The 20,690-nt window shown below is 70.5% G+C and carries 13 protein-coding genes; 3 read left to right on the top strand and 10 right to left on the bottom strand.

The features are described 5' to 3' along the window. Window positions 1–292 precede the first annotated feature (292 nt). Complete coding sequence (locus AWC16_RS20205; RefSeq protein WP_085266499.1) at window positions 293–1,597, top strand: TQXA domain-containing protein; 1,305 nt, start codon at window positions 293–295, stop codon at window positions 1,595–1,597. Here the strand turns inward: AWC16_RS20205 and AWC16_RS20200 are convergent. The 6 genes from AWC16_RS20200 to AWC16_RS20175 all read right to left on the bottom strand — a co-directional run bounded on the left by AWC16_RS20200 (window position 1,538) and on the right by AWC16_RS20175 (window position 12,349). Beyond that, on the bottom strand, window positions 1,538–3,040 hold the full coding sequence (locus AWC16_RS20200) for a sensor histidine kinase (protein WP_085266498.1): 1,503 nt from the start codon (window positions 3,038–3,040) through the stop codon (window positions 1,538–1,540). The two genes, AWC16_RS20205 and AWC16_RS20200, sit on opposite strands and share 60 nt — an antisense overlap. Then, entirely contained in the window at window positions 3,037–3,801 is a 765-nt protein-coding gene (locus tag AWC16_RS20195) for a response regulator transcription factor (protein WP_085266497.1), read from the bottom strand. Before AWC16_RS20195 ends, AWC16_RS20200 begins: the two co-directional genes overlap by 4 nt. Before the next feature lie 25 nt (window positions 3,802–3,826). Beyond that, window positions 3,827–5,173, bottom strand: a complete 1,347-nt coding sequence (locus tag AWC16_RS20190) for a M1 family metallopeptidase (RefSeq protein ID WP_234812358.1) — start codon at window positions 5,171–5,173, stop codon at window positions 3,827–3,829. Further along, window positions 5,170–9,075: a Pls/PosA family non-ribosomal peptide synthetase gene (locus AWC16_RS20185; protein ID WP_085266520.1), complete on the bottom strand. Its 3,906-nt coding sequence runs from the start codon at window positions 9,073–9,075 to the stop codon at window positions 5,170–5,172. The genes AWC16_RS20190 and AWC16_RS20185 overlap by 4 nt, the downstream gene beginning before the upstream one ends. Before the next feature lie 94 nt (window positions 9,076–9,169). Beyond that, the gene (locus AWC16_RS20180; protein ID WP_234812362.1) at window positions 9,170–10,390 is read right to left on the bottom strand and encodes an APC family permease; all 1,221 of its coding nucleotides are present in this window, start codon (window positions 10,388–10,390) and stop codon (window positions 9,170–9,172) included. A gap of 165 nt (window positions 10,391–10,555) precedes the next feature. Beyond that, window positions 10,556–12,349: a hypothetical protein gene (locus tag AWC16_RS20175; protein WP_085266494.1), complete on the bottom strand. Its 1,794-nt coding sequence runs from the start codon at window positions 12,347–12,349 to the stop codon at window positions 10,556–10,558. Between the two features lie 32 nt (window positions 12,350–12,381). On the opposite strand from AWC16_RS20175, the gene AWC16_RS20170 reads away from it, so the two are divergent. Further along, window positions 12,382–13,326, top strand: coding sequence for an NAD-dependent epimerase/dehydratase family protein (locus tag AWC16_RS20170; protein ID WP_085266493.1), 945 nt, complete (start codon window positions 12,382–12,384; stop codon window positions 13,324–13,326). 147 nt (window positions 13,327–13,473) lie between these two features. After that, complete coding sequence (locus tag AWC16_RS20165; RefSeq protein WP_085266492.1) at window positions 13,474–17,979, top strand: cation-translocating P-type ATPase; 4,506 nt, start codon at window positions 13,474–13,476, stop codon at window positions 17,977–17,979. A gap of 18 nt (window positions 17,980–17,997) precedes the next feature. On the opposite strand, the gene AWC16_RS20160 is transcribed toward AWC16_RS20165, so the two are convergent. The 4 genes from AWC16_RS20160 to AWC16_RS20145 form a co-directional block, all read right to left on the bottom strand. Next, entirely contained in the window at window positions 17,998–18,180 is a 183-nt protein-coding gene (locus tag AWC16_RS20160; RefSeq protein ID WP_085266491.1) for an Rv1535 domain-containing protein, read from the bottom strand. Window positions 18,181–18,252: 72 nt separating this feature from the next. Next, on the bottom strand, window positions 18,253–18,597 hold the full coding sequence (locus AWC16_RS20155) for a DUF2304 domain-containing protein (protein WP_085266490.1): 345 nt from the start codon (window positions 18,595–18,597) through the stop codon (window positions 18,253–18,255). Continuing rightward, complete coding sequence (locus AWC16_RS20150) at window positions 18,594–19,292, bottom strand: glycosyltransferase family 2 protein (RefSeq protein ID WP_085266489.1); 699 nt, start codon at window positions 19,290–19,292, stop codon at window positions 18,594–18,596. Before AWC16_RS20150 ends, AWC16_RS20155 begins: the two co-directional genes overlap by 4 nt. A 26-nt stretch (window positions 19,293–19,318) precedes the next feature. Then, window positions 19,319–20,527, bottom strand: coding sequence for a hypothetical protein (locus AWC16_RS20145; RefSeq protein ID WP_085266519.1), 1,209 nt, complete (start codon window positions 20,525–20,527; stop codon window positions 19,319–19,321). Between the last annotated feature and the right edge of the window lie 163 nt (window positions 20,528–20,690).

Genomic DNA, 20,690 nt, shown 5'->3' with positions numbered 1-20,690 from the left:
TCCTCCTGATGAGTGCCGGCGCCAATCATGGACCATCTTCCGTGTTTGCCCACCAGTTGCGCTCAGGGCGAATCGAATCCCCCGGTGGTCGCGCCGCTGCGGTACATGACGTAGGGTATGCCCATGTCGTACCTCGCACAGCCGCTGCCGCACGTCTCGTGCCGCCCCGCTGTGTGTTGTTGTTGTTGATTCTCTGACGCCCTGATTCCTCAGCGTTCTCAGCGTCGCAGCCCCGCCCTCCTTGGTGGCGATTCGCTGTCCTGCGCGCATCAGACCAGAAAGTCAACCCGGCATGACACTTGCAACCCCAGATCTGCGGACACGCGGAACCGCCCCCGCGGTGACCGCTCGCCGCAGGGTGCGTCCCCGCCCGGCCGTCGACATCGACCGGCTGACCCGGTACCGGGGCGGCACGTATTCGCACACCGTTGACCGCATCGTGTTCACCGACGGCACCACCGCGCGCACCGACCTGATCCGGCTGAACCCCGGCATCCCGGCGTATTCGCTGGACTTCCACGGCATCGCCCCGACCCGGCCGTCGGCCTACCGGATCGGCACCTGGTCGGCGGTGTCGCACCTGCGCACCTTGGGCCGGGGCGGCCGGGACGGTCGCGAAGTCCAGGTCGACTGGGTCCTGCGCAATTCGGTACCGCGACTCACCACCGTCGAGTTGAGTCGCCGGCTGCGCGCGGCCGGATACCGGCTGGGCAGCGGCAACATCACCGAGCACGAGGCGATCGCCGGCACCCAGGCCGCAATCTGGTGGGTGACCAACGGACTGGAGCTGGACACCCGTGCCCGCACCGAGCCGGTCCGGGTGTGGCGCGATCCAGACGGTGTGACCGTCGAGTTCGCCGAGGCGCTGGAGCTGGGGGGATACCACCTGGAACTGGTCGCGTCCGACTCGGTGACGGTGACTCTGCACAAGTCCGACGACGGCCGCACCTGGCGGGAGGTGCCGTCGTCGCGACTGACCACCGGTGCCGGCGGCAACCACCGCAAGGCGCTCGGAGTGGGAGCCACGGCCGGGGGCCACCGGTACTACCGGATAGCGGTCGAAGGACCGGAGATGCCGGCCACCATCGGCGACGTCGACTTCTGGCCGCACGGCACCAGCACCTATCGCAACGCCGACCGCGTGGTGGCCCTCTACCGGTACCTGCTGGCCGGCGCGGCACGGGCCCGCACCACCGCACCCGCACTGGACGTCTCGGCGGCCACCCTGGCCGACGGTGTGGTCGGGCCGCTGCGGCTGTCGGTCGCTGACTCCGCCGCGCTGAGTGCCGTGGGGGCGGAGCTGCTCGACGCCGAGGGCGCCGAGCTGACCGGGCCGGTGGAACCCGGAGGCGTCTTCTACCTGCGCCCGGATCCGGATGCCGGATCGGCGCGGGTGCGCGTCACGGTGCCCGGAACCGAGGACGGGTACGGCGGACGGGTGCTGACCGCCATCGCCGGTGAGGCGGGGTCGCACATGTTCACCCCGGTGGCGCTGGCGGTTCCGGCGGCGCTGGTCGTCGACTTCTCCGTCACCTGGTCACGGCGGGGGATTGGCCATCGGCAACCGAACCCGGAACACCGTCCAGCCCTCATGTGACTCCGCGCCCACCGAGCCGCGGTGCGCATCCACGATCGAGGCGACGATCGCCAGCCCCAGCCCGGTGCTGCCCAGATGGCCGGAGCGGGCCTTGTCTCCCCGGACGAACCGCTCGAACAGGTGCGGCAGCATCTCGGCGTCGATACCGGGCCCGTCGTTGGCCACCGTCAACTCCGCGGTGGGCCCGCCCACGCCGGCGCGGTCCTCGGTGATGGCCGTCGTGATCGTCACCCCGGGCGGATTGTGCACCCAGGCGTTCTTCAGCAGGTTGGTGACGACCTGGTGCAGCCGGGCCCGATCGCCGCGAACCCACACCGGGATCGCGGGCAGGTCCTTGATCCAGTGGTGGCTCGGGGCGGCCGCCGCCGCGTCGTTGACCGCGTCCAGCACCAGATCGACCAGGTCGACGTCTTCGAGGCGCAGATCCTGACCTTCACCAAGCCGCGACAACAGCAGCAGCTCCTCGACCAGCGACGACATCCGCTGCGCCTCGGACTCGATACGGGCCAGCGCGTATTCGGTGGTCCGCGGCAGGGTCGAACTGTCCTGCCGGGTGAGTTCGGCGTAGCCGTGGATCGCCGCCAGCGGAGTGCGCAGCTCGTGGCTGGCGTCGGTGATGAACTGCCGCATCCGCCGGTCGGCATCACTGCGGTAGGCCAGGGCGCTGTCGACGTTGTCCAGCAGCCGGTTCAGCGCGCCGGCGACGATACCCACCTCGTTTTCGGGGTCGACGTCGCTGTCGTCCACCCGGACGGTGATGCGTTCGTCGCTGTCGGTCAGCGGCATCGCGGCCACCGAGGCGGCGGTGGCGGCGACCCGGCGCAGCGGTCGCAACGCATAGCTGACCACGATGATCGTCAGCCCCGCGGTGATCAACAATGCCAGGGTGTACAGCGCAGCGGCGGCAGCCAGCCGACGCTCGACGGTCCGGTTCGCCAGGTCCAGCGAACCGCCGATGAACAACAGGTCGTCGTCGTCGACGGCGCGAGTGGCCACCCGATAGGAACCCAGGCTGCCCAATTCCACCGTCTGCGGCGGCCCACCGGCCCAGGGCCGCTCCGCGATGGCGGCCACCACGTCGGCAGGCGCGGGGTAGGGATTCTGCTTGGTGAACACCACCGCCCCGATCACCGCGCCGTCGCGCAGCACCGCCAGCACGTTGCCGGGGGTCTGGTCGCTGAAACCGAGCATGGCCTGCCCGATGTTCGACCGGCCGTCGGGTCCGACCACATTGTCGACGTGGCGATAGTCGGCGAAGTAGCGGCTGAAGGCGTTGAGAGACTCATACAGGTCGGCGTCGCTCATCGCGGTGACGTAGGTGCGCAGGCTCAGCACCGACACTGCGCCCACCGCGACGAACACCACGGTCACCACGGCCGACACCCCGAGCACCAACTGCCGTCGCAGGCCGCGCGGACGCCACCGGGGCGGGTTGCTGCTCATTCCGGCGGCTTCAGCATGTACCCCACCCCGCGGACGGTGTGGATCATCGGAGTCCGGCCGGCGTCGATCTTCTTGCGCAGGTAGGAGATGTAGAGGTCGACGATGCTGGTGCGCCCGGCGAAGTCGTAGTTCCAGACCCGGTCCAGGATCTCGGCGCGGCTCAACGCCCGTCCCGGGTTGCGCATCAGGAACCGCAGCAGTTCGAACTCGGTGGTGGTCAGCGCCACCGGCGTGCCGCCGCGGGCGGTCTGCCGGCTCGCGCCATCCAGGGTCAGGTCGCCGACGACGAGCACGTCGTCGACCGGCGGCGCCAACTGGGCGGACCGGCGCAGCAGGCCGCGCAGCCGGGCCACCAACTCCTCCAGGCTGAACGGCTTGGTCATGTAGTCGTCGGCGCCCGAGGTCAGGCCGGTGACCCGGTCGGCGACCGAGTCGCGGGCGGTGAGGAACAGTGTCGGAATGTAGGGGTCGGATTCGCGGACCCGCTCCAGAATCCGCAGCCCGTCGACATCGGGCAGCATGATGTCGAGAACCAGCAGATCGGGTTCGCCACTGTGGAACTTGGCAATCGCATCGCGCCCGTTGTGGGCGACGTCGACAACCCAGCCCTCGTAATGCAGGGCCATCGTCACCAGGTTGGTCAGGGCGGGCTCGTCGTCGACCAGCAGCACCCGGATCGGCGATCCGTCAGGCCGACAGATCCGCGGAAGCTGCCCGAGGATCGCCTTGCGCGGACGCTGATCGTCCGTGTTACCCGCCATCGGTCGCCATTTTCCCCCTCGACGTCTAGGGCAGCGGTGGAACCGCGGTGGAATACAGCCAGGCCTGCCACAACGGCTGCAAGGACTCCGAGGCGTAGCCGGCGGCCAGCCGGGTGAAGTCATCGGTGCCGGCGTTGCCGTGGCGGTAGCGGGTGGTCCAGTCGCGCAGCAGGGCGAAGAAGTCGTCGTCGCCGAGTCGGGTACGCAGCAGGTGCAGGGTGATCGCGCCGCGCTTGTACACCCGGTCGTCGAACATGTCGGCCGGCCCCGGATCGGCCAACAGCAGGTCCTGTGGCAGCCCGGTCAGCTGCCGGTGGTAGCGCCGGGCCAGGTCGTCGGTGCTCGGCCCGCCGGAATGCTCCGACCACAGCCATTCGGCGTAGCAGGCGAACCCTTCATGCAGCCAGATGTCGCGCCAGCGAGCCACGGTGACGCTGTTGCCGAACCACTGGTGGGCCAGCTCGTGGGCGACCAGCCGCTCGGATCCACCGGTCCCGTCGCAGTGATTGGCGCCGAAGATCGAAATCCCCTGTGCCTCAAGGGGGATCTCCAAGCTGTCGTCGGTGACCAACACCGTGTAGCCGGCGGTCAGCGGGTAGGGGCCGAACAGCCGGACGAACAGCTCCATCATCTGCGCCTGCGGTGCGAAATCCCGGTCGAACTCCGCGCCCAGCCGGGCCGGCAGCACCGCGCGGATGGGCACCGCCGAGCCGGGCAGCTGATGGGTGACGTACCGGCCGATCTGCAGGGTGACCAGGTAGGTCGGTGTCGGCTCGGGCTGCTCGTAGGTCCAGGTTGTGCGCGTCGCGCGAACCCGCCGCGACGTCAGCTCGCCGTTGGCGACCGCGTGATAGGGGCTGTCGGTGCTGATCTGGATCAGGTAGCTGGCCTTGGCCGTGGGGTGATCGTCACACGGGAACCAGGACGGTGCGCCGTTGGGCTGCCCGGAGACCAGTACGCCATCGGACAGCTCCTCGAAACCGACTTCCCCCCAAATGGTTTCGCTGGGCCGCGGGGATCCCGAGTACCGGACCGCGATCACCAGCGCGGCACCGGGCGGCAACGGGTTGGCCAGCTTGATCCGCAGTTTGGCCGCCGAATGGGTGAACCGGGCAGGTGGGCGGCCGTTCACCCACACCTTGGTCACCGACAGCGCGTCGGCCAGGTCCAGGGTGACCCCGCGCAGCGTGGCCAGGGCGACCGCGGTGATGGTCGCGGTGCCCGAGAGCCGGTTGCTGTGGACCTTGTACTCCAGATCGAGCTCATAGCGTGACACCCGGTAGCCGCTGTTGCCGCTGCCGGGCAGGTAGGGGTCGACGACAGGCTGGACGGCCTTGGCCGCCTTCGCCGAGGACTTGGCGGGTTTGCTCACGCCGCGGTCTCCTGACCGGTGGCGTCCGACGAGCCACGCTTCTTGCCGGACACCGTCCATGGCGCGATCGGATTGCCCTGCCAGCGGGTCGCCGGGGGCACCTCGTCGCCGCGCATCACCAGCGAGGCCGGCCCGACGGTAGCGCCGGCACCCAGCCGGGCCGCCGGCAACGCCACGCAATTCGGTCCCAGCGTGGCGCCGGCCTCCAGGGTCACGGTGTCCATCTGCATGATCCGATCGTGGAACAGATGGGTCTGCACCACACAGCCCCGGTTGACGGTCGCGCCGGCGGCCAGGGTCACCAGGTCGGCCTCGGGCAGCCAGTACGTCTCGCACCACACTCCCCGGCCGATCGTGGCTCCCAACGCCCGCAGCCACAGGTTTATCACCGGGGTGCCGGTGGCGGCGCGGGCGAACCACGGGGCGGCCACCGTCTCGACGAAGGTGTCGGACACCTCGTTGCGCCACACGAACGACGACCACAGCGGGCGCTGCGTCGCCCGGATCCGGCCGACGGTCAGCCATTTCGCCACCACCGCGACGCCGCCGGCCACCGCGCCCGCGGCCAGCAGCGTCACACCGCTGCCCAGGGCGGTCCAGCCGTAGCCGAACTGCGTTGCCCCCCACTGCAAAACGCCGAGCACCGCCACTCCGATCGCAAAGGTCACCATCACCGGGATCACCCGGAACGTTTCCATGACGGCGCGCATCAGTTTCAGTCGCAGCGGCGGGTGGAACGTCCGCTCGACGTCGAGGTCGGCGGCCTTGCGCCGCAGTCGCACCGGTGGGCTGCCCAACCACGACGAGCCGGTCTTGGCCTTGTGCGGCGCCGTCGACAGCACCGCCACCAAGGAGTTGTCGGGTACCCGCCGGCCCGGCTGGGTGATCCCGGAGTTGCCCAGGAACGCGCGTCTGCCGATGGTGGCCGGCGCGACGTGAATCCAGCCGCCGCCCAGCTCATAGGAGGCGACCATGGTGTCGTCGGCCAGAAAGGCGCCGTCGGCGATCGTGGTGAACTTCGGAATCACCAGCGCGGTGGAGATCTCGGTGCCCTCACCGACCTTCGCGCCCAACAACCGCAGCCACCACGGCGTGATCAGGCTGGCGTACACCGGAAACAGGTAGTCGCGGGCGGCGTCCATCAGGCGTTCGGTCGCCCACAGCTGCCAACCCGACCGGCTGCGCACCGGGTGGTAGCCCTCTTTCAGCCCGATCGACAACAGCCGTACCCCGACGATGGTCAAGATCGCGTAGCTGCCCAGCGCGGTCAGCGCGGCCACCGGTGTCCACAACGCCACCGGGCCGATCACCGCACCCGGTGTGGTGGCGTCGCGGGCGGCCCAACCGAGCACGGCTAGCCCGGCGCCCAGCGCCAGCAACGGCAGGCCGCCAAGCAGGATCGAGGTCAGCCCGTACACCGCCACCCACACCGGGCGCGGCGGCGGCCGGTGATCCGGCCACGGATGGTGCGCCTTGCCGGATTTCACCGCCGGAGAGCCGGTCCAGTACTGGCCCTTCTTCACCTCGCCCACCACGCCTGCCCCGGGGGCGACATCGGCGTCCTTGCCCACCGAGGCACCCGGCAGCAGGGTGCTGCGCGCACCGATGGTGGCGTCGTTGCCCACGGTGACGGGGCCGACGTGGAACTCATCGCCGTCGATCCAGTAGCCGCTCAGGTCCACCTCCGGCTCGATGGAGCAGCGGTGCCCCAGCGTCAGCATCCCGGTCACCGGCGGGGCGGAGTGCAGGTCGACGCCCTTGCCGATCTTGTTGCCCAGCGCCCGCGCGTAGTACACCAGCCACGGCGCCCCGGCCAGATTCTCGGCTCCGCTGGCGGCGGCGAGGCGTTCGGCGATCCACACCCGCAGATGCTCCGGGCCGCCGCGCCGATAGGTTCCCGGCTGCAGGCCGGCCAGCAATGCCCGCGCCCCGATCGCCGCGATGCCCATCCGGCCCAGCGGGGTGACGAACAGCACGAACGCGGTGATCACCCACCACCAGTCCAGCCGTACCAGCCAGCCCACCGGATGCACCGCCGACACCGTGTTGTTGATCAGCGCCAGCCACGTCACCCACTGCAGGCCGGTCAGCGTGGCCAGCGGCACCGACGCCACCACCTGCGCGGCCTGGGCCAGCAGGGGAGTCGGGCGCACCGGGCGCGTGACGGCCTCCGCCGAGGGATCGGTCCGGTCCATGTCGTCGAGGAATCCGGCCAGCGAGCCCAGGCGCGGACGATCGTAGAGCTGGGCGACGGTGGTCTGCGGGTAGCGCTGCCGCAGTGCGGCCACCAGCTGGGCGGCTTGCAGCGATCCACCGCCCAGGGCGAAGAAATCGGCCTGCTCGTCCTCGACCGGGGCACCCAGCACCTCGCGCCACAACCCGGCCAGCCAGCCCAGGGTGGTGTCGGGGTCGCCGGCGCCGGACGACCCGGGTTCCGGCCCCACCGGCCACGGCAGCGCGTCGCGGTCCACCTTGCCCGAGGTTCGGGTGGGCAACTCATCCACCAGCACCAGCCGGGGAATCAGTGCGGCGGGCAGTTGCCGGGCCAGCGCGGCGCGGGCGGCGACCAGATCGAAGTCCGGTTCGGCACTGACCAGATAACCGACCAGCAGCGGTGTGCCGCCGGCACTGGTGCGCACCGCGGCCGCGCCCCCGCTGACCCCGGGCAGCGTCACCAGCGCGGTGTCCACCTCGCCCAGCTCGATGCGCCGCCCGCCGACTTTGACCTGATCGTCGGCGCGTCCGCAGAAGACCAGCCCTTCTGCTTCCAGCCGCACCAGATCGCCGCTGCGGTAGGCGCGCGGCCAATCCAGGGCGGGCAGCGGCGCGTACTTCTCGGCATCCCGGGCGTCGTCGAGATAGCGGCCCAGGCCGACGCCCGCGATCACCAACTCGCCCACCTCGCCGGTGCCCACAGGCTGGCCGTCGGCGCCGATCACGGCCAAGTCCCAGCCGGTCAGCGGCAGCCCGATGCGAACCTGCCCGGAGCCGTCGAGTTGCGCGCCGCAGGCCACCACGGTGGTTTCGGTGGGGCCGTAGGTGTTCCACACTTCGCGGCCGTCGACCACCAGCCGGGCCGCCAGCTCCGGCGGGCAGGCCTCGCCGCCGAAGATCAGCAGCCGCACCGCTTCCAGTGCCTCGGCCGGCCACAATGCGGCCAGGCTGGGCACGGTGGACACCACGGTCACGTCACGCGCCACCAGCCACGGACCCAGGTCCATGCCGCTGCGCACCAGTGACCGCGGTGCGGGCACCAGACACGCGCCGTACCGCCACGCCAGCCACATCTCCTCGCAGGACGCGTCGAACGCGACCGACAGCCCGGCCAGCACTCGGTCGCCGGGACCGATCGGGTTGTCCTGCAGGAACAGCTGTGCCTCGGCGTCGACGAAGGCCGCCGCGTTGCGATGGGTGATCGCCACGCCTTTGGGGGTGCCGGTGGAGCCCGACGTGAAGATGATCCAGGCGTCGTCGCTGGTCGACGGCGCCGTGGCCTGCCACCCGCGCGACACCCCGGGCCCGCGGGTCAGGCCCCGCTCGGTGATCACCGCCGCCACCTGCGCCTCGTTGAACACCAGCTCGGCGCGCTCAAGGGGATCGTCGGCGTCCACCGGCACATAGGCCGCACCGGTGGCCAGCACGGCCAGGATCGCCACGTACAGCGCGTAATTGCCCGACGGCATCCGGATGCCGATGCGGTCACCGCGGCCGAGGCCGCGCGCGGCCAGCCACGCGACGCTGTCGGTGATGTCCTCGATCAGCTCGCCGTAGGTCAACACCACCTTGCCGTCGTCGATGGCGGGAGCGTCGGGGTAGCGGGCCGCGGTCTCTTGCAGGATGTCGATCAGGGTGCGGGGCTGCGGCGCAGAGTCGGCGCGCAGATACTGCGCGGGGACTTGCAGTGTGGGCACGACTGTAGAACGTACCGAGCACGGTCAGGCTGTGCAGCGCGTCGGCGTCACCTCGGCGCGTTGTTGCCGACCCCGGGGGGTGGGACTACCGACGCCCGCTGGGCCGCGCCACCCGACGGTGAGTGCCGTAGGCGGCAACGCCAACGGCGAACACCACAAGACCCGCCAGGACCGAGGTCAGCGGCAAGGCGAAGGCGACAACGGTGCAGCCGAACATGCCGAAGATTGGGATCCAGCGCGGGGGACGGCCCTCGGCGGGGGTCAGGGTCCAGGCCGCGGCGTTGGCCACGGCGTAGTAAACCAGGACCGCGAACGAGGAGAATCCGATGGCGCCACGGATATCGGTCGTGGCGGCCAAGACGGCAATCACCAGACCTACGGCGATCTCGGCGCGGTGCGGCACCCCGAACCGGGGATGCACCGCAGTCAGATACCCGGGCAGATACCGGTCACGGGCCATGGCCAGGGTGGTACGCGAAACCCCCAGAATCAGGGCCAACAAGGACCCGGCCGCGGCGAGTATCGCTCCGATCTGGACCGCTGGAGCCAGGCCTCCCGCTCCCGCGACCGTCACCACCTGCACCAGGGGCGCGGAGGCGCCGGCAAGACCTTCTGGGCCAAGAACATTCAGTGCCGCTATGGCCACCGCCGCGTACACCACCAGCGTGATGGCCAAGGCGATCGGGATCGCGCGCGGAATGGTGCGAGCTGGATCCCGTACCTCCTCGCCCAGTGTGGCGATGCGGGCGTATCCGGCGAAGGCGAAGAACAGCAGGCCCGCCGCCTGCAGCACCCCCGGCACAGACGCACCGGAGTGGTCGAACCGAACGGCTTCGGTACCCGGTCCGCCCAGTGCGGTCACCACAACCGTTGCCAGAACCACCAGCGTCACCACCACGATCACCCGGGTCAGCCATGCCGATTTCCGCACACCCAGCACATTGATGGCGGTCAGCGACAGCACCGCGGCCACCGCGATCGCGTGTCCGTGTGCGGGCCAAGCGTAGAAACCCACGGTCAGTGCCATCGCCGCGCACGAGGCGGTCTTGCCGACGATGAATCCCCACCCGGCCAGATAGCCGAAGAATGGGCCCAGCCGCTCGCGCCCGTAGACGTAGGTACCCCCGGAGGTCGGATACCGGGCAGCCAGCCGCGCCGAGGAAATCGCGTTGCAGTAGGCGATGATCGCCGCCACCACCAGCCCGATCGGCATCGCAGCACCGGCCGCTCGTGCCGCGGGGGCCAACGCGACGAAAATGCCGGCACCGAGCATCGAGCCCAGCCCAATCGTCACCGCGTCGAACATGCCCAGCTGCCGGCGCAGCTCACCGGCAACTGCATTGGTGTCGGGCCGGGGTGCGGACTTCCGCTGCGAATCGGGTGTCCCGTGATCCTCCATCAACCAAACCCGCCGTCTCTTGGCCCCGGTACGTTGAAGGCTAGGCGCAGCAGCGGGGGCAGCGCAGAACTGCTAGCGGGGCGCGACATAGCCGACCGGGCCGACCGCGATGCACACCGACAGCGCCGCGGTGTCGGCCCGCGCGGTCACGCTTGAGCCGGCGCCGGGAAGCCGTACGAAGACACGATTGAGGCCCGGCCGCACCCGGACCCGGACCTCGGGCCCGTCGGACAGCGACAACGTCATCGAACCGTCGACGTTGGCCAGGTAGTTGATCTCGGCGGTCCAGTCCGCCGGCAGCAGCGGACCGTCCAGCCCCATCGTCGCCGGACGGTCCGGCTGGATCAGATAGCCGCATCTGGGCACCGGTCCGGCGTTGATGGACCGAACCCAGGTCACCTGGGCCTCGGCGAGCTCTCCCGAGCTGGTCAGCGTCCGTAATCGCGTTGTGGCCGAAGCAAATTCGGGTCGGTCGCGAACCAGGGCGAACATGTGGCTGGCCAGGTTCTCCGGGTAGACCACCCGCTGCAGCACCAGCGGGTCGACCTCCTGGTCCAGCAGCGGTGCGTCGGATTCGGCCCGGGCAACAGCCAGGCCGTGCCGGGCATTCAGCAGATAGGGGCGAGCCGGGTCGTCACGCCAACGGGACAGGAACGTCGCCGTCGAATACAGGCTGCTCACCGTGAACGCCGCCGCCAGCGCGGTCACGGCCACGGTGCGCAGCGGTGAGGCGTCCAGCCACCGTGACGAATCCCGGTTGGGGGCGCTCAACCCGACGGCGCCCAGGATCGCCAGCACCACGACGAGGTCGGCCAGGTAGCGCAGGGTCTGAGCCAGCTCGAGTGCGGTGAACGCCGAGGACCGCATCAGATAGATCGGGACCTGGCAGGCCGCCGCGTAGCCGACCGCGGCCAGCCACACCGGCACCAGCCGGTGCTTGCGCGCCAGCGACACCGCCACCAGCCCCGCCAGCACCAGCCAGCCCAGCGTCATAACCACCGGTCCCGGCAGCGCCCACGGCGAGGCCGGCGCCCAGCGGGCCCACCGCCACGGCCCACCGGCCAGGCTCGGGATGACGCCGTGGGTGATCGAACGCAGCAGCAGGTCGCGGGTCATCTCCAGGTCGAAACTCCACCGCTTCTGGTTGACCACCGCCAGGTAGACCACGACCCACCCCCCGGTCACCGTCAGCGTCGCGGTCCACAACCGGGTTCCGGCCCGCCACGCCCCGGCCAGCGCGCTGCCCGGCGCCGTGCCGGCCACATAGCGCAGCAGGGCGGTCACCGTGAACGCGACGAACGGGATCACCGCGGCCTTCTCGAAGAACAACAGACCACCCAGATAGGCCAGTGTTCCGGTGAGTGCGTAGCGCCGATTCCCGGTGCGCGCCAACAGGATCGCGTCGGCGCACACCCAGGCCAGCGCCGCGCACATCGGCAGTGAGTTCAGCGCCGCCGCCCACCACGCGAAGGCGGGCAGGCTCAGCGGGCACCACAACGCGAAGGTCAGTGGCACCAGCAGCACCGGTCGCCAGCCCAGGATCACCCACAGCGCACGCAGCAGCGCGGCTGACGCCAGCAGCTGCAGCACCACCAGGCTGACCGCCGGCGCCGCCCACTGCAACGGCCACATCCTGCTGAGCGCGCCCGCCACCAGGAACGCGCCCGGCATCACATGCCCGTCGTGGTCGTCGAACAGATAGGACGGCGACAGCAGCTGGTGAGTGCCGGCCCGGCCGATCAGGATCAGGTCGTCCCAGTAGAAGTAGCCCCCGAACGCCACCACCGCCCGGACCACCAGCTGCGCGGCGATCAACGCAAGCGCCGCCCAGCACACCCACGGCAGGGCGGTGAAACGGGGACGCATTCGTCTTTCTTACCTGTCGGTATGGTGGGCCGGTGCGAGCACTGGTCACCGGGGCAGCCGGGTTCATCGGATCGACGCTGGTCGACCGCCTGCGGGCGGACGGGCATCAGGTGGTCGGGCTGGACAATTTCGCGACCGGGCGGGCCGCCAACATCGAGCACCTGGCCGATGACGCCGACTTCAGCTTCGTCGAGGCCGACATCGTCACCGCCGACCTGAGCGACGTGCTGGCGCGGCACCGCCCCGAGGTCGTCTTCCACCTGGCCGCCCAGATCGACGTGCGCCACTCGGTGGCCGACCCGACCTTCGACGCCTCGGTCAACGTGCTCGGAACGATCCGGCTCGCCGATGCCGCCCGCAGTGCCGGGGTGCGCAAGATCGTGCACACCTCCTCGGGCGGGTCGATCTACGGCACCCCACCGCGCTATCCGACCGGTGAAGACGTTCCGACCGATCCGGCTTCGCCCTATGCCGCCGGGAAGGTGGCCGGCGAGATCTACCTCAACACCTTTGGCCACCTCTACGGGCTGCAGTGCTCCCACATCGCGCCGGCCAACGTCTACGGCCCGCGGCAGGATCCGCACGGCGAGGCCGGGGTGGTGGCGATCTTCGCCCAGGCGCTGCTGGAAGGCCGGCCCACCAAGGTGTTCGGGGACGGATCCAACACCCGCGACTATGTCTTCGTCGACGATGTGGTGGACGCGTTCGTGCGGGCATCCGGCGAGCACGGCGACGGGCAGCGGTTCAACGTCGGCACCGGGGTGGAAACCTCCGACCGGCAACTGCACTCGGCGGTGGCGGCCGCTGTCGGTGCACCCGACGACCCGGAGTTCCACCCGCCGCGGTTGGGCGATCTGAAGCGATCCTGCCTGGACATCTCGCGGGCGGCGGACGTGCTGGGTTGGCAGCCGCAGGTCGCGCTGGCCGACGGCGTGGCCCGCACCGTGGCGTATTTCCGGCAGCTGAAGTCCCGCTGACCGTTGTGGCATACTTGCCCGTCGGAGGGGAGTATTCCCCAAATCGCAGTGTCGTCATCACGTCGCCCGTAACCGGACGACCGGGGCTGCGGGCCGGATAACCGGCGGAAGAGACCTCCAGCGCACCATTGACGCTGGAGGCAATCCATGGACGTTTTCGCGATCGGCCGTTTCGGTCTGGACGCTGTCGGTGCGGTCGCATCGGCCAGCCTGGACCTCGCGGCCATCCCGCTGCGTGAAGGCGCCAAGATCCTCGCCGGTGAGCGTTCCGATCTGACCGGCAGCCGGCGCAGCTGGCGTGGCGCCGGCCGGGCCTGGATCGAGGTTTGCGGGCTGGACGACCAGGACAGCGACGACGTAGCTGCCGAGGTCCTGGAAGCCCTGCGGGCCCAGCCGGGTGTGACCTCGGTGCGGCTGAACCGCCCGTTGTCCCGGGTGATCGTCGAGATCGACGACGAGACCTCGCTGGCCGAGCTGTGCACCATAGTGGAGGCGGCCGAAAAGGGGCTCGAACTGACCGCGCCGCAGACCGCGGCGCTGCCGGGCGACGGCCTGTTGCTGGCCGCCAAGGGTGCTTTGGTGGGCGCCAACGCGGTAGGGCTGGCGATCGCAACCGCGGGCAGCGTGCTGCGCTGGCCCGCCGCCCCCAAGATCTTCGACGCCGCGGCGTCGGTGGCCCGATACCAGCCGCTGGTACGGAACATGCTGGAAAGCCGGATCGGCCCGGCAAACACCGACATGGTGCTCTCGCTGGCCTCGCTCGGCTCACACGTCATCACCATGTCCCCGGTGATCCTGGCGGTGGACCTGATGGTGGAGGGCCTCAAAGCCGCCGAGACCCGTGCCGGAGCGCTGGCCTGGAACCGCTATGAGCCGGAGCTGGCGCGGTATGCCGATCACCCGGACGGGCACCGGGCGCAGCGTCCCGTCCCGATGCCGGAGGGCCCGGCCGAACGCCACCTGAAACGGACGGCGCTCGCGCAGGTGCTCGGCGCCGGGGTGGTGGGCGCGCTGACCCGCAACCTGGACATGACTTCGAACGCGATCCTGGCGGCTTCGCCGAAAGCGGTGCGCACCAGTCGCGAGTCCTTCGCGGCGACGCTGGGGCGCGGGCTGGCGGAGGCGCACGAGGTGCTGCCGCTGCGGCCGGACAGCCTGCGCCGCCTCGACAAGATCGACACCGTGGTCATCGATCCTCGGGTGCTGACCGGCGAGAAGCACCGGGTGGTGCAGATCCGCGGCGCCAACGAGCATGAGCTGCCGCAGGCGTGGAACAACGCGCAGCGTCTGCTGGACAAGCCGGGTCTGCGGCCGGGCTGGCACCGGGTTCCCCGTATGACGACCCGCGGGGCGACCCGCAAGGAGCCGGTGGACGCGCTGATCCTGCCCGCGCACCACGCGCTGGCCTCGGCGGTGGTGCTCGAGGGGCGTGCCTGCGGCGCGGAGCTGGTCACGGTGGACACCGACATCCTCGGTGAGCTGCGCCCCGGTTTCGACGACATCCGCCCCGTTGTCGGCGGAGACGATATGGACGAGATGGACGCCGCACTGGCCGCGGCCGTGACCGACCTGCAGCAGGCCGGGCACACCGTCGCGGTGCTGTCGACTTCCGCGGCGCAGGCACTGTCGGCCGCGGACGTGGCGCTGGGCGTCATGCCGGAGGACGACTCCCTGCCTCCTCCTTTCTATGCCGACCTGCTGCTGGCCGACCTGGCCGGAGCATGGCAGGTGCTGCGCGCGCTGCCGGCCGCCCGGGCGGCCACCGAGCGCGGGGTCGCGATCTCGATCGGGGCGTCGTCCATCGCCGGGCTGCTGCTGGTCCGCGGGGTCCGGGCGACCATCCCCGGTCTCGGGGCGGGACCGAGCCGCGGACCGGGGCCGGTGACGGTCGGTGCGGGCGCCGGAATGCTGTCGGGGTATCTGCTCGCCCGCCGGGTGCTGCGGGCCCACGCGCCGAAGCCGGCACCGGCCTACGAGTGGCATGCCATGACGGTCGAGCAGGCGCGCGAGCTGCTGGCCCCGGACGCGGTGACCCCGCTCGCCGAACGTGCGCCGGTCGACGCGGAGTCGCAGGGCATGTTCTGGCCGTACTTCCACGCCGTGCGTGAGGAACTGTCCGACCCGATGACGCCGATCCTGGCGCTGTGCTCGGCGGCCACCGCCATGCTGGGTTCGCCGATCGACGCCGTGATGGTGGGCACGGTGCTCACCGGCAATGCCATGCTGGCCGCCTACCAGCGGTTGCGGGCCGAGAGCCGGCTGAACGCCCTACTGGCGCAGCAGGCCCCGCCGGCGCGGGTGGTGATGATGGGGCCCGACGGGACTGCGACCTATCACGAGATCGTCGCCGAACAACTGCTGCCCGGTGACCTGATCGAGGTGCGCAGCAACGAGGTGGTGCCCGCGGACGCCCGCGTCATCGAGGTGTCCGACGTCGAGGTCGACGAGTCGTCGCTGACCGGCGAATCGCTGTCGGTCGGCAAGCAGCTGGATCCGACTCCCGGCGCCGAACTGGCCGAGCGCAGCTCCATGCTCTACGCGGGCACCACGGTGATCGCCGGCAAGGCGCTGGCGATGGTGACCGCCGTGGGCGCCGACACCCAGGCCCGCCGCGCCTCGGAACTGGCCTCCGGGGAGCTGTCCGAGGTCGGCCTGCAACACCACTTGTCCCAGCTCATGTACCGGACTTTCCCCTACAGTGCCGCCGGCGGTGTGGCCGTCGGCGCGCTCGGCCTGCTGCGCCAGGGCGGGCTGCGGGTGGCACTCGGCAACGCGATCGCGGTCGCTATCGCCGCCGTCCCGGAGGGCATGCCGTTGATGGCGACCCTGGCCCAGCACGCGTCTTCTCAGCGGTTGACCAAATCCGGTGCACTGGTGCGGATCCCGCGATCCGTGGAGGCACTCGGCCGGGTCGACGTGGTCTGCTTCGACAAGACCGGAACACTCAGCGAGAACCGGCTGCGGGTCACCACGGTGCGCCCGCTAGCCGGATACACCGACGACGACGTGCTCGGTACCGCGGCGCAGGCGGCACCGGCTCCCGAAGGTGCGGCGCATGCGCACGCCACCGACCAGGCCATCGTCGAGGGGGCGGCGGCCGCGCCCGGCGCCCGGGCGTGGATCGAACCGGACGCCCACCTGCCGTTCCGTTCCGGGCGGGCCTTCTCGGCCTCGGTGTTGGGCTCGGAGCTGTTGGTCAAGGGCGCACCGGAAGTGGTGCTGGGAGCGTGCAAGAACGCCACCCCCCGGGTGGAGCAGCAGGTGGCCGAGATGGCGGCCCAGGGGCTGCGGGTGATCGCGGTGGCCCACGGCAAGCTGACCGCCGCTCAGGTACGGGCCGTGAGCGACGATTCCGACCGGCTCGTGGAGGTGAGTGCCTCCGGGCTGACGCTGATCGGGTTCCTCGGTCTGGCCGACACACCCCGGGCCGACGCCCCGCAGTTGCTGGCCGATCTGGCCGCCCGCGGCGTCGACATTCGGATGATCACCGGCGACCATCCGATCACGGCCACCGCGATCGCCGCCGAGATGGGTGTGACCGTCTCCCCCGAGGAGGTCATCACCGGCTCGGAGTGGAACGCGTTGAACCGCAAGGAACAAGAACGGGTGGTCTGCGAACGGGTGATCTTCGCCCGGATGTCGCCGGAGAACAAGGTGCAGATCGTCCAGACCCTGGAGCGCGCCGGCCGGGTCTCGGCGATGGTGGGTGACGGCGCCAACGACGCCGCCGCGATCCGGGCCGCCACGGTGGGGCTCGGTGTGGTGGCGCACGGCAGCGACTCGGCGCACGCCACCGCCGACGTGGTGCTGACCGACGGGAAGATCGGGGCGCTGGTCGACGCGATCGACGAGGGCCGGCGGCTGTGGCGGGGCGTGCAACTCGCCATCTCCGGGCTGCTGGGCGGCAACGCCGGTGAGGTGATGTTCTCCGTTATCGGCACCGCGATCACCGGCAACTCCCCACTGAACACCCGGCAGCTGCTGCTGATGAACACCCTGACCGACGCGCTGCCGGCCACCGCGGTGGCGGTGAGCACACCGGCCGGCCCGATCGGCGGCGCGGTGCCCGGGCTCGATGAGAAGAAACTATGGCGTGCGGTGGCGTTCCGGGGCGGCGTCACCGGCGCGGCGGGCACCGCCGCCTGGGCCATGGCCAGCGTCACCGGCACCCCGCAGCGAGCGTCGACGGTGGGGCTGATCTCGCTGGTGACCGCCGAACTCGGTCAGACCGTGGTGGACTCGCGGGCGCCGCTGGTGCTGGCGACCGCGGCCGGATCCTTCGTGTTGTTCGCCGCGATGGTCTCCACGCCGGGCATCAGCCAGTTGCTGGGTTGCACGCCGGTCGGCCCGATCGGCTGGGCGCAGGGGGTCGGCACGGCCGCGGCGGCCACGGCTGCGGTGGCCGTGGCGAGCCGGTTCTCGGCCCCCGCCCAGGAGATCTCCGCCCCTACGGCGACAGCGGCGCCGGTGACCGAAGCTCCGGTGGCCAGGAAGGCCCCGGTGCAGAAAGCCGTGGCGGCCAAGAAGACCCCGGCGAAGAAAGCGCCGGCGGCCAAGAAGACACCGGCGGCCAAGAACGCCCCGGCTGCCAAGAGGACCCCGGCCAAGAAGACCGCGAAGAAAGGGTCCGCGAAACTGGAACTGGTGCGCTGAGGTGCCGCTGTAGTTGCTTCATCCGGCCGGCCGAAGCTCCTGTATTTCAGATATCTCGGCTGCCGGACGCTTCGCTGCCCGATGCTGAACCTCCAGCAGCCCGGCACGCCAGAGCAGCGCGTACAGCTCTTGTGCGGGCACCGTCAGGAGCATTGCGGTGGCTTCGACCAGTGGATCGGCCAGGATCTCGGTCGCCTTCATGTGTCCCAGCGTGACTGTCACAGCGGGACGGGTGGGAAACCTGTTGTTACCACCAGGCCAACTGTCGCCGAATTACTGGGGCTTATGCGGCGGTTGGGCCTGTGCGAGCGCGACTACTCTCGCCAGCCGGGCATAGCGCAGCTCCAGGTCGCGAAAGCGCATGTAGGTGCTCAGGGTGGTGAAGGCGAACACGATGACCAGGACGTACAGCATCAGGTCGGTGCCGCGCCGCACCCCGAGCCAGTTGGCCACCACCGTGGTGTCGTCCGGCCGCAGCACCGCATAGATGCCGGCCACCACGAACCCCAGGTAGCCGACCTTCACCCAGGCCCGGGACTGGGCGGACCCCCGAGACAGCAGCAGGTAGATCAACAGTGCCAGCACCGCCGCGATCAGCAACACCTTGATCCAGTTCATCGCGACATCCTCTTGCGCAGCAATCCGTCGAACATGATGTTGACGCCGTTGAGCAGCGGCTGCCCCTTCGACTTGGAGTAGTCGGTGTAGAGCACCTCGACCGGTTCTTCGCCCACCCGCCAGTCGTTTTCGGCGATCAGAGCGATGAACTCCCCGGCATGGCTCATGCCGTTCATGGTGATGTCGAGGCGGTCGGCCACCCGCCGGTTGAACACCCGCAGGCCGTTGTGGGCGTCGGAGAGCCCCAGCCGGCGGCTCCGCGGACTCAGCCACACCGCGGCCCGCAACACCAGACGTTTGAGCGGGGGTACCGCCGCGGTCGCCGCGGGCGCGGCGAACCGGGTGCCGATGACGATGTCGAGGTCGGCGGCGTCGAGGCGTTCGATCATGCGCACCACATCGGCCACCCGGTGCTGCCCGTCGGCGTCGAAGGTGGCGAACAGCCGGGCGCCCGGCTGGCTGCGGGCGAACTCGACCCCGGTCTGGATGGCCGCACCCTGACCGAGGTTGACCGGATGGCGCACCACGTAGGCACCGGCGTGCCGGGCCTTGACCGAGGTGTCGTCGGCGCTTCCGTCGTCGACGCAGACCACGAAGTCGAAAACCGACCGCAGCCCGGCGATCACATCACCGATGACGGTCGCCTCGTTGAACGCCGGGACGATGATCCAGATATCGGGGTAGCGGGTGTCGATAGCTAAAAACTACACGCCCTGCGGGTTCAGGAATCGCTGCGCAACGCCACCAGATGCACCCCGATTCCCACCAGCGGCCCGCACAGCAGTGCCACCACCGTCCTGGTCGGCAGGTCCAGCGGGAGCAGCAGAAGCAGCGTCGACGCCACCGTGGCACCCACCCAGCCGAGCGCGTAGGCGCGATGCAGCGCCGCGGCCACCGTCGCCACGCCGGTCAGCGTCAGCAGCGCGATCGCCGTCGCCGCCATGGTCAGTCCCGCCAGCAGCAGCCCGCTGGCGCGGTAATCCGAACCGAACACCGTGCGCAGCAGCCACGGTCCGAGCAGTCCCGCCGCCACCGCGCCCACCGCGCCCAGCGCGGCGACGGCCGCCGCCGGTGTGCTCAGCGCCCGCAACCGCCGCCCGCTCTGGTCGACGAAGTGCGCGATCAGGTTGCCCTGCATAGCGGTCAGCGGCACCAGCAACGGCGCCCGGGTCACGGTGACCGCCAGGATCACCACGCCGCCCGCGGCCCCCAGTTCGCCGTAGGTGGCCTGCAACAGCACCGGAAATCCCATCACCAGGATCGCGCTGGCCCCCGCGGCGGTGATCGAATGTGCCGCGCCGCGCAGGAACTCCCTCGTGCTCACCGGGGTCAGCAGTCGTGCCGCCGATCGGGCCGCGGGGGAGGCGGCCAGCAGCAGCAGCCAGGCCACCGCGCCGGTGACGGTGGCCCACAGGAACCCGACCAGACCCCAGCCGATGAAGAACGTCGCGGTGGCCACTGCCACCCGGATGCCCGCATCGGTCACCATCAGCGCCCCGTACTGGGTCCACCGGTTGGCGCCGGCCAGCATGCCCAGCAGGGTGGCGTGCACCGCGAAGTTGGCCAGTCCGAAGCTGAGCAGGCCGACCGACAGCCAGCGTGCCTCGACGAACACGTGGCCGCTCCACAGCGGCGAGCTGGCGGCCACCACCCCTGCTGCCACCAGACCGGCAAGCCCGGCCACCCGCAGTGGCCGGGTGTGCGCCCCGCCCGAGGTGCCCGGCGAGGCCTCCAGGGCTGCGAGGCCGAACCGGACCTCCCGGGTGGTTTCCTGCAGCAGACCGTTCGCGGCGCCGTTGACCAAGCCGAACGCACCCCAGAACACACCGAAAACCGAGAAGCCGGCCGGATCCAGGTCGCGCGCCGCCAGGTACAGCACCGCATACCCGCAGAGCGCGCTGAGCAGGGTCGCGGTGCCGACCCGGGCCATACTGGCCCGGGCGACGGGGCCGGTGGGGAGCCCACCGGGGAACCGGGGGGATCCGGTACCACCGATATCGGTCACCACGGCGAAAATACTAGGCGGGCCGCGGGGTACGGTCGGTCCGCCCGTTAAAGAATCTGGCACCAGCGCCACCTCGACGACCGGAGGC

It is taken from the genome of Mycolicibacter longobardus (assembly GCF_002102265.1).
In the GTDB taxonomy this organism is placed as follows: domain Bacteria; phylum Actinomycetota; class Actinomycetes; order Mycobacteriales; family Mycobacteriaceae; genus Mycobacterium; species Mycobacterium longobardum.
This window is presented reverse-complemented; position numbering and strand designations above follow the sequence as displayed.

Bases quoted from the DNA above. Each gene is read 5' to 3' on its own strand.
- AWC16_RS20205 (WP_085266499.1), top strand. From the start codon at position 293: ATGACACTTGCAACCCCAGATCTGCGGACACGCGGAACCGCCCCCGCG.
- AWC16_RS20200 (WP_085266498.1), bottom strand. From the start codon at position 3,040: ATGAGCAGCAACCCGCCCCGGTGGCGTCCGCGCGGCCTGCGACGGCAG.
- AWC16_RS20195 (WP_085266497.1), bottom strand. From the start codon at position 3,801: ATGGCGGGTAACACGGACGATCAGCGTCCGCGCAAGGCGATCCTCGGG.
- AWC16_RS20180 (WP_234812362.1), bottom strand. From the start codon at position 10,390: ATGTTCGACGCGGTGACGATTGGGCTGGGCTCGATGCTCGGTGCCGGC.
- AWC16_RS20175 (WP_085266494.1), bottom strand. From the start codon at position 12,349: ATGCGTCCCCGTTTCACCGCCCTGCCGTGGGTGTGCTGGGCGGCGCTT.
- AWC16_RS20165 (WP_085266492.1), top strand. From the start codon at position 13,474: ATGGACGTTTTCGCGATCGGCCGTTTCGGTCTGGACGCTGTCGGTGCG.
- AWC16_RS20160 (WP_085266491.1), bottom strand. From the start codon at position 18,180: ATGAAGGCGACCGAGATCCTGGCCGATCCACTGGTCGAAGCCACCGCA.
- AWC16_RS20155 (WP_085266490.1), bottom strand. From the start codon at position 18,597: ATGAACTGGATCAAGGTGTTGCTGATCGCGGCGGTGCTGGCACTGTTG.
- AWC16_RS20145 (WP_085266519.1), bottom strand. From the start codon at position 20,527: ATGGCCCGGGTCGGCACCGCGACCCTGCTCAGCGCGCTCTGCGGGTAT.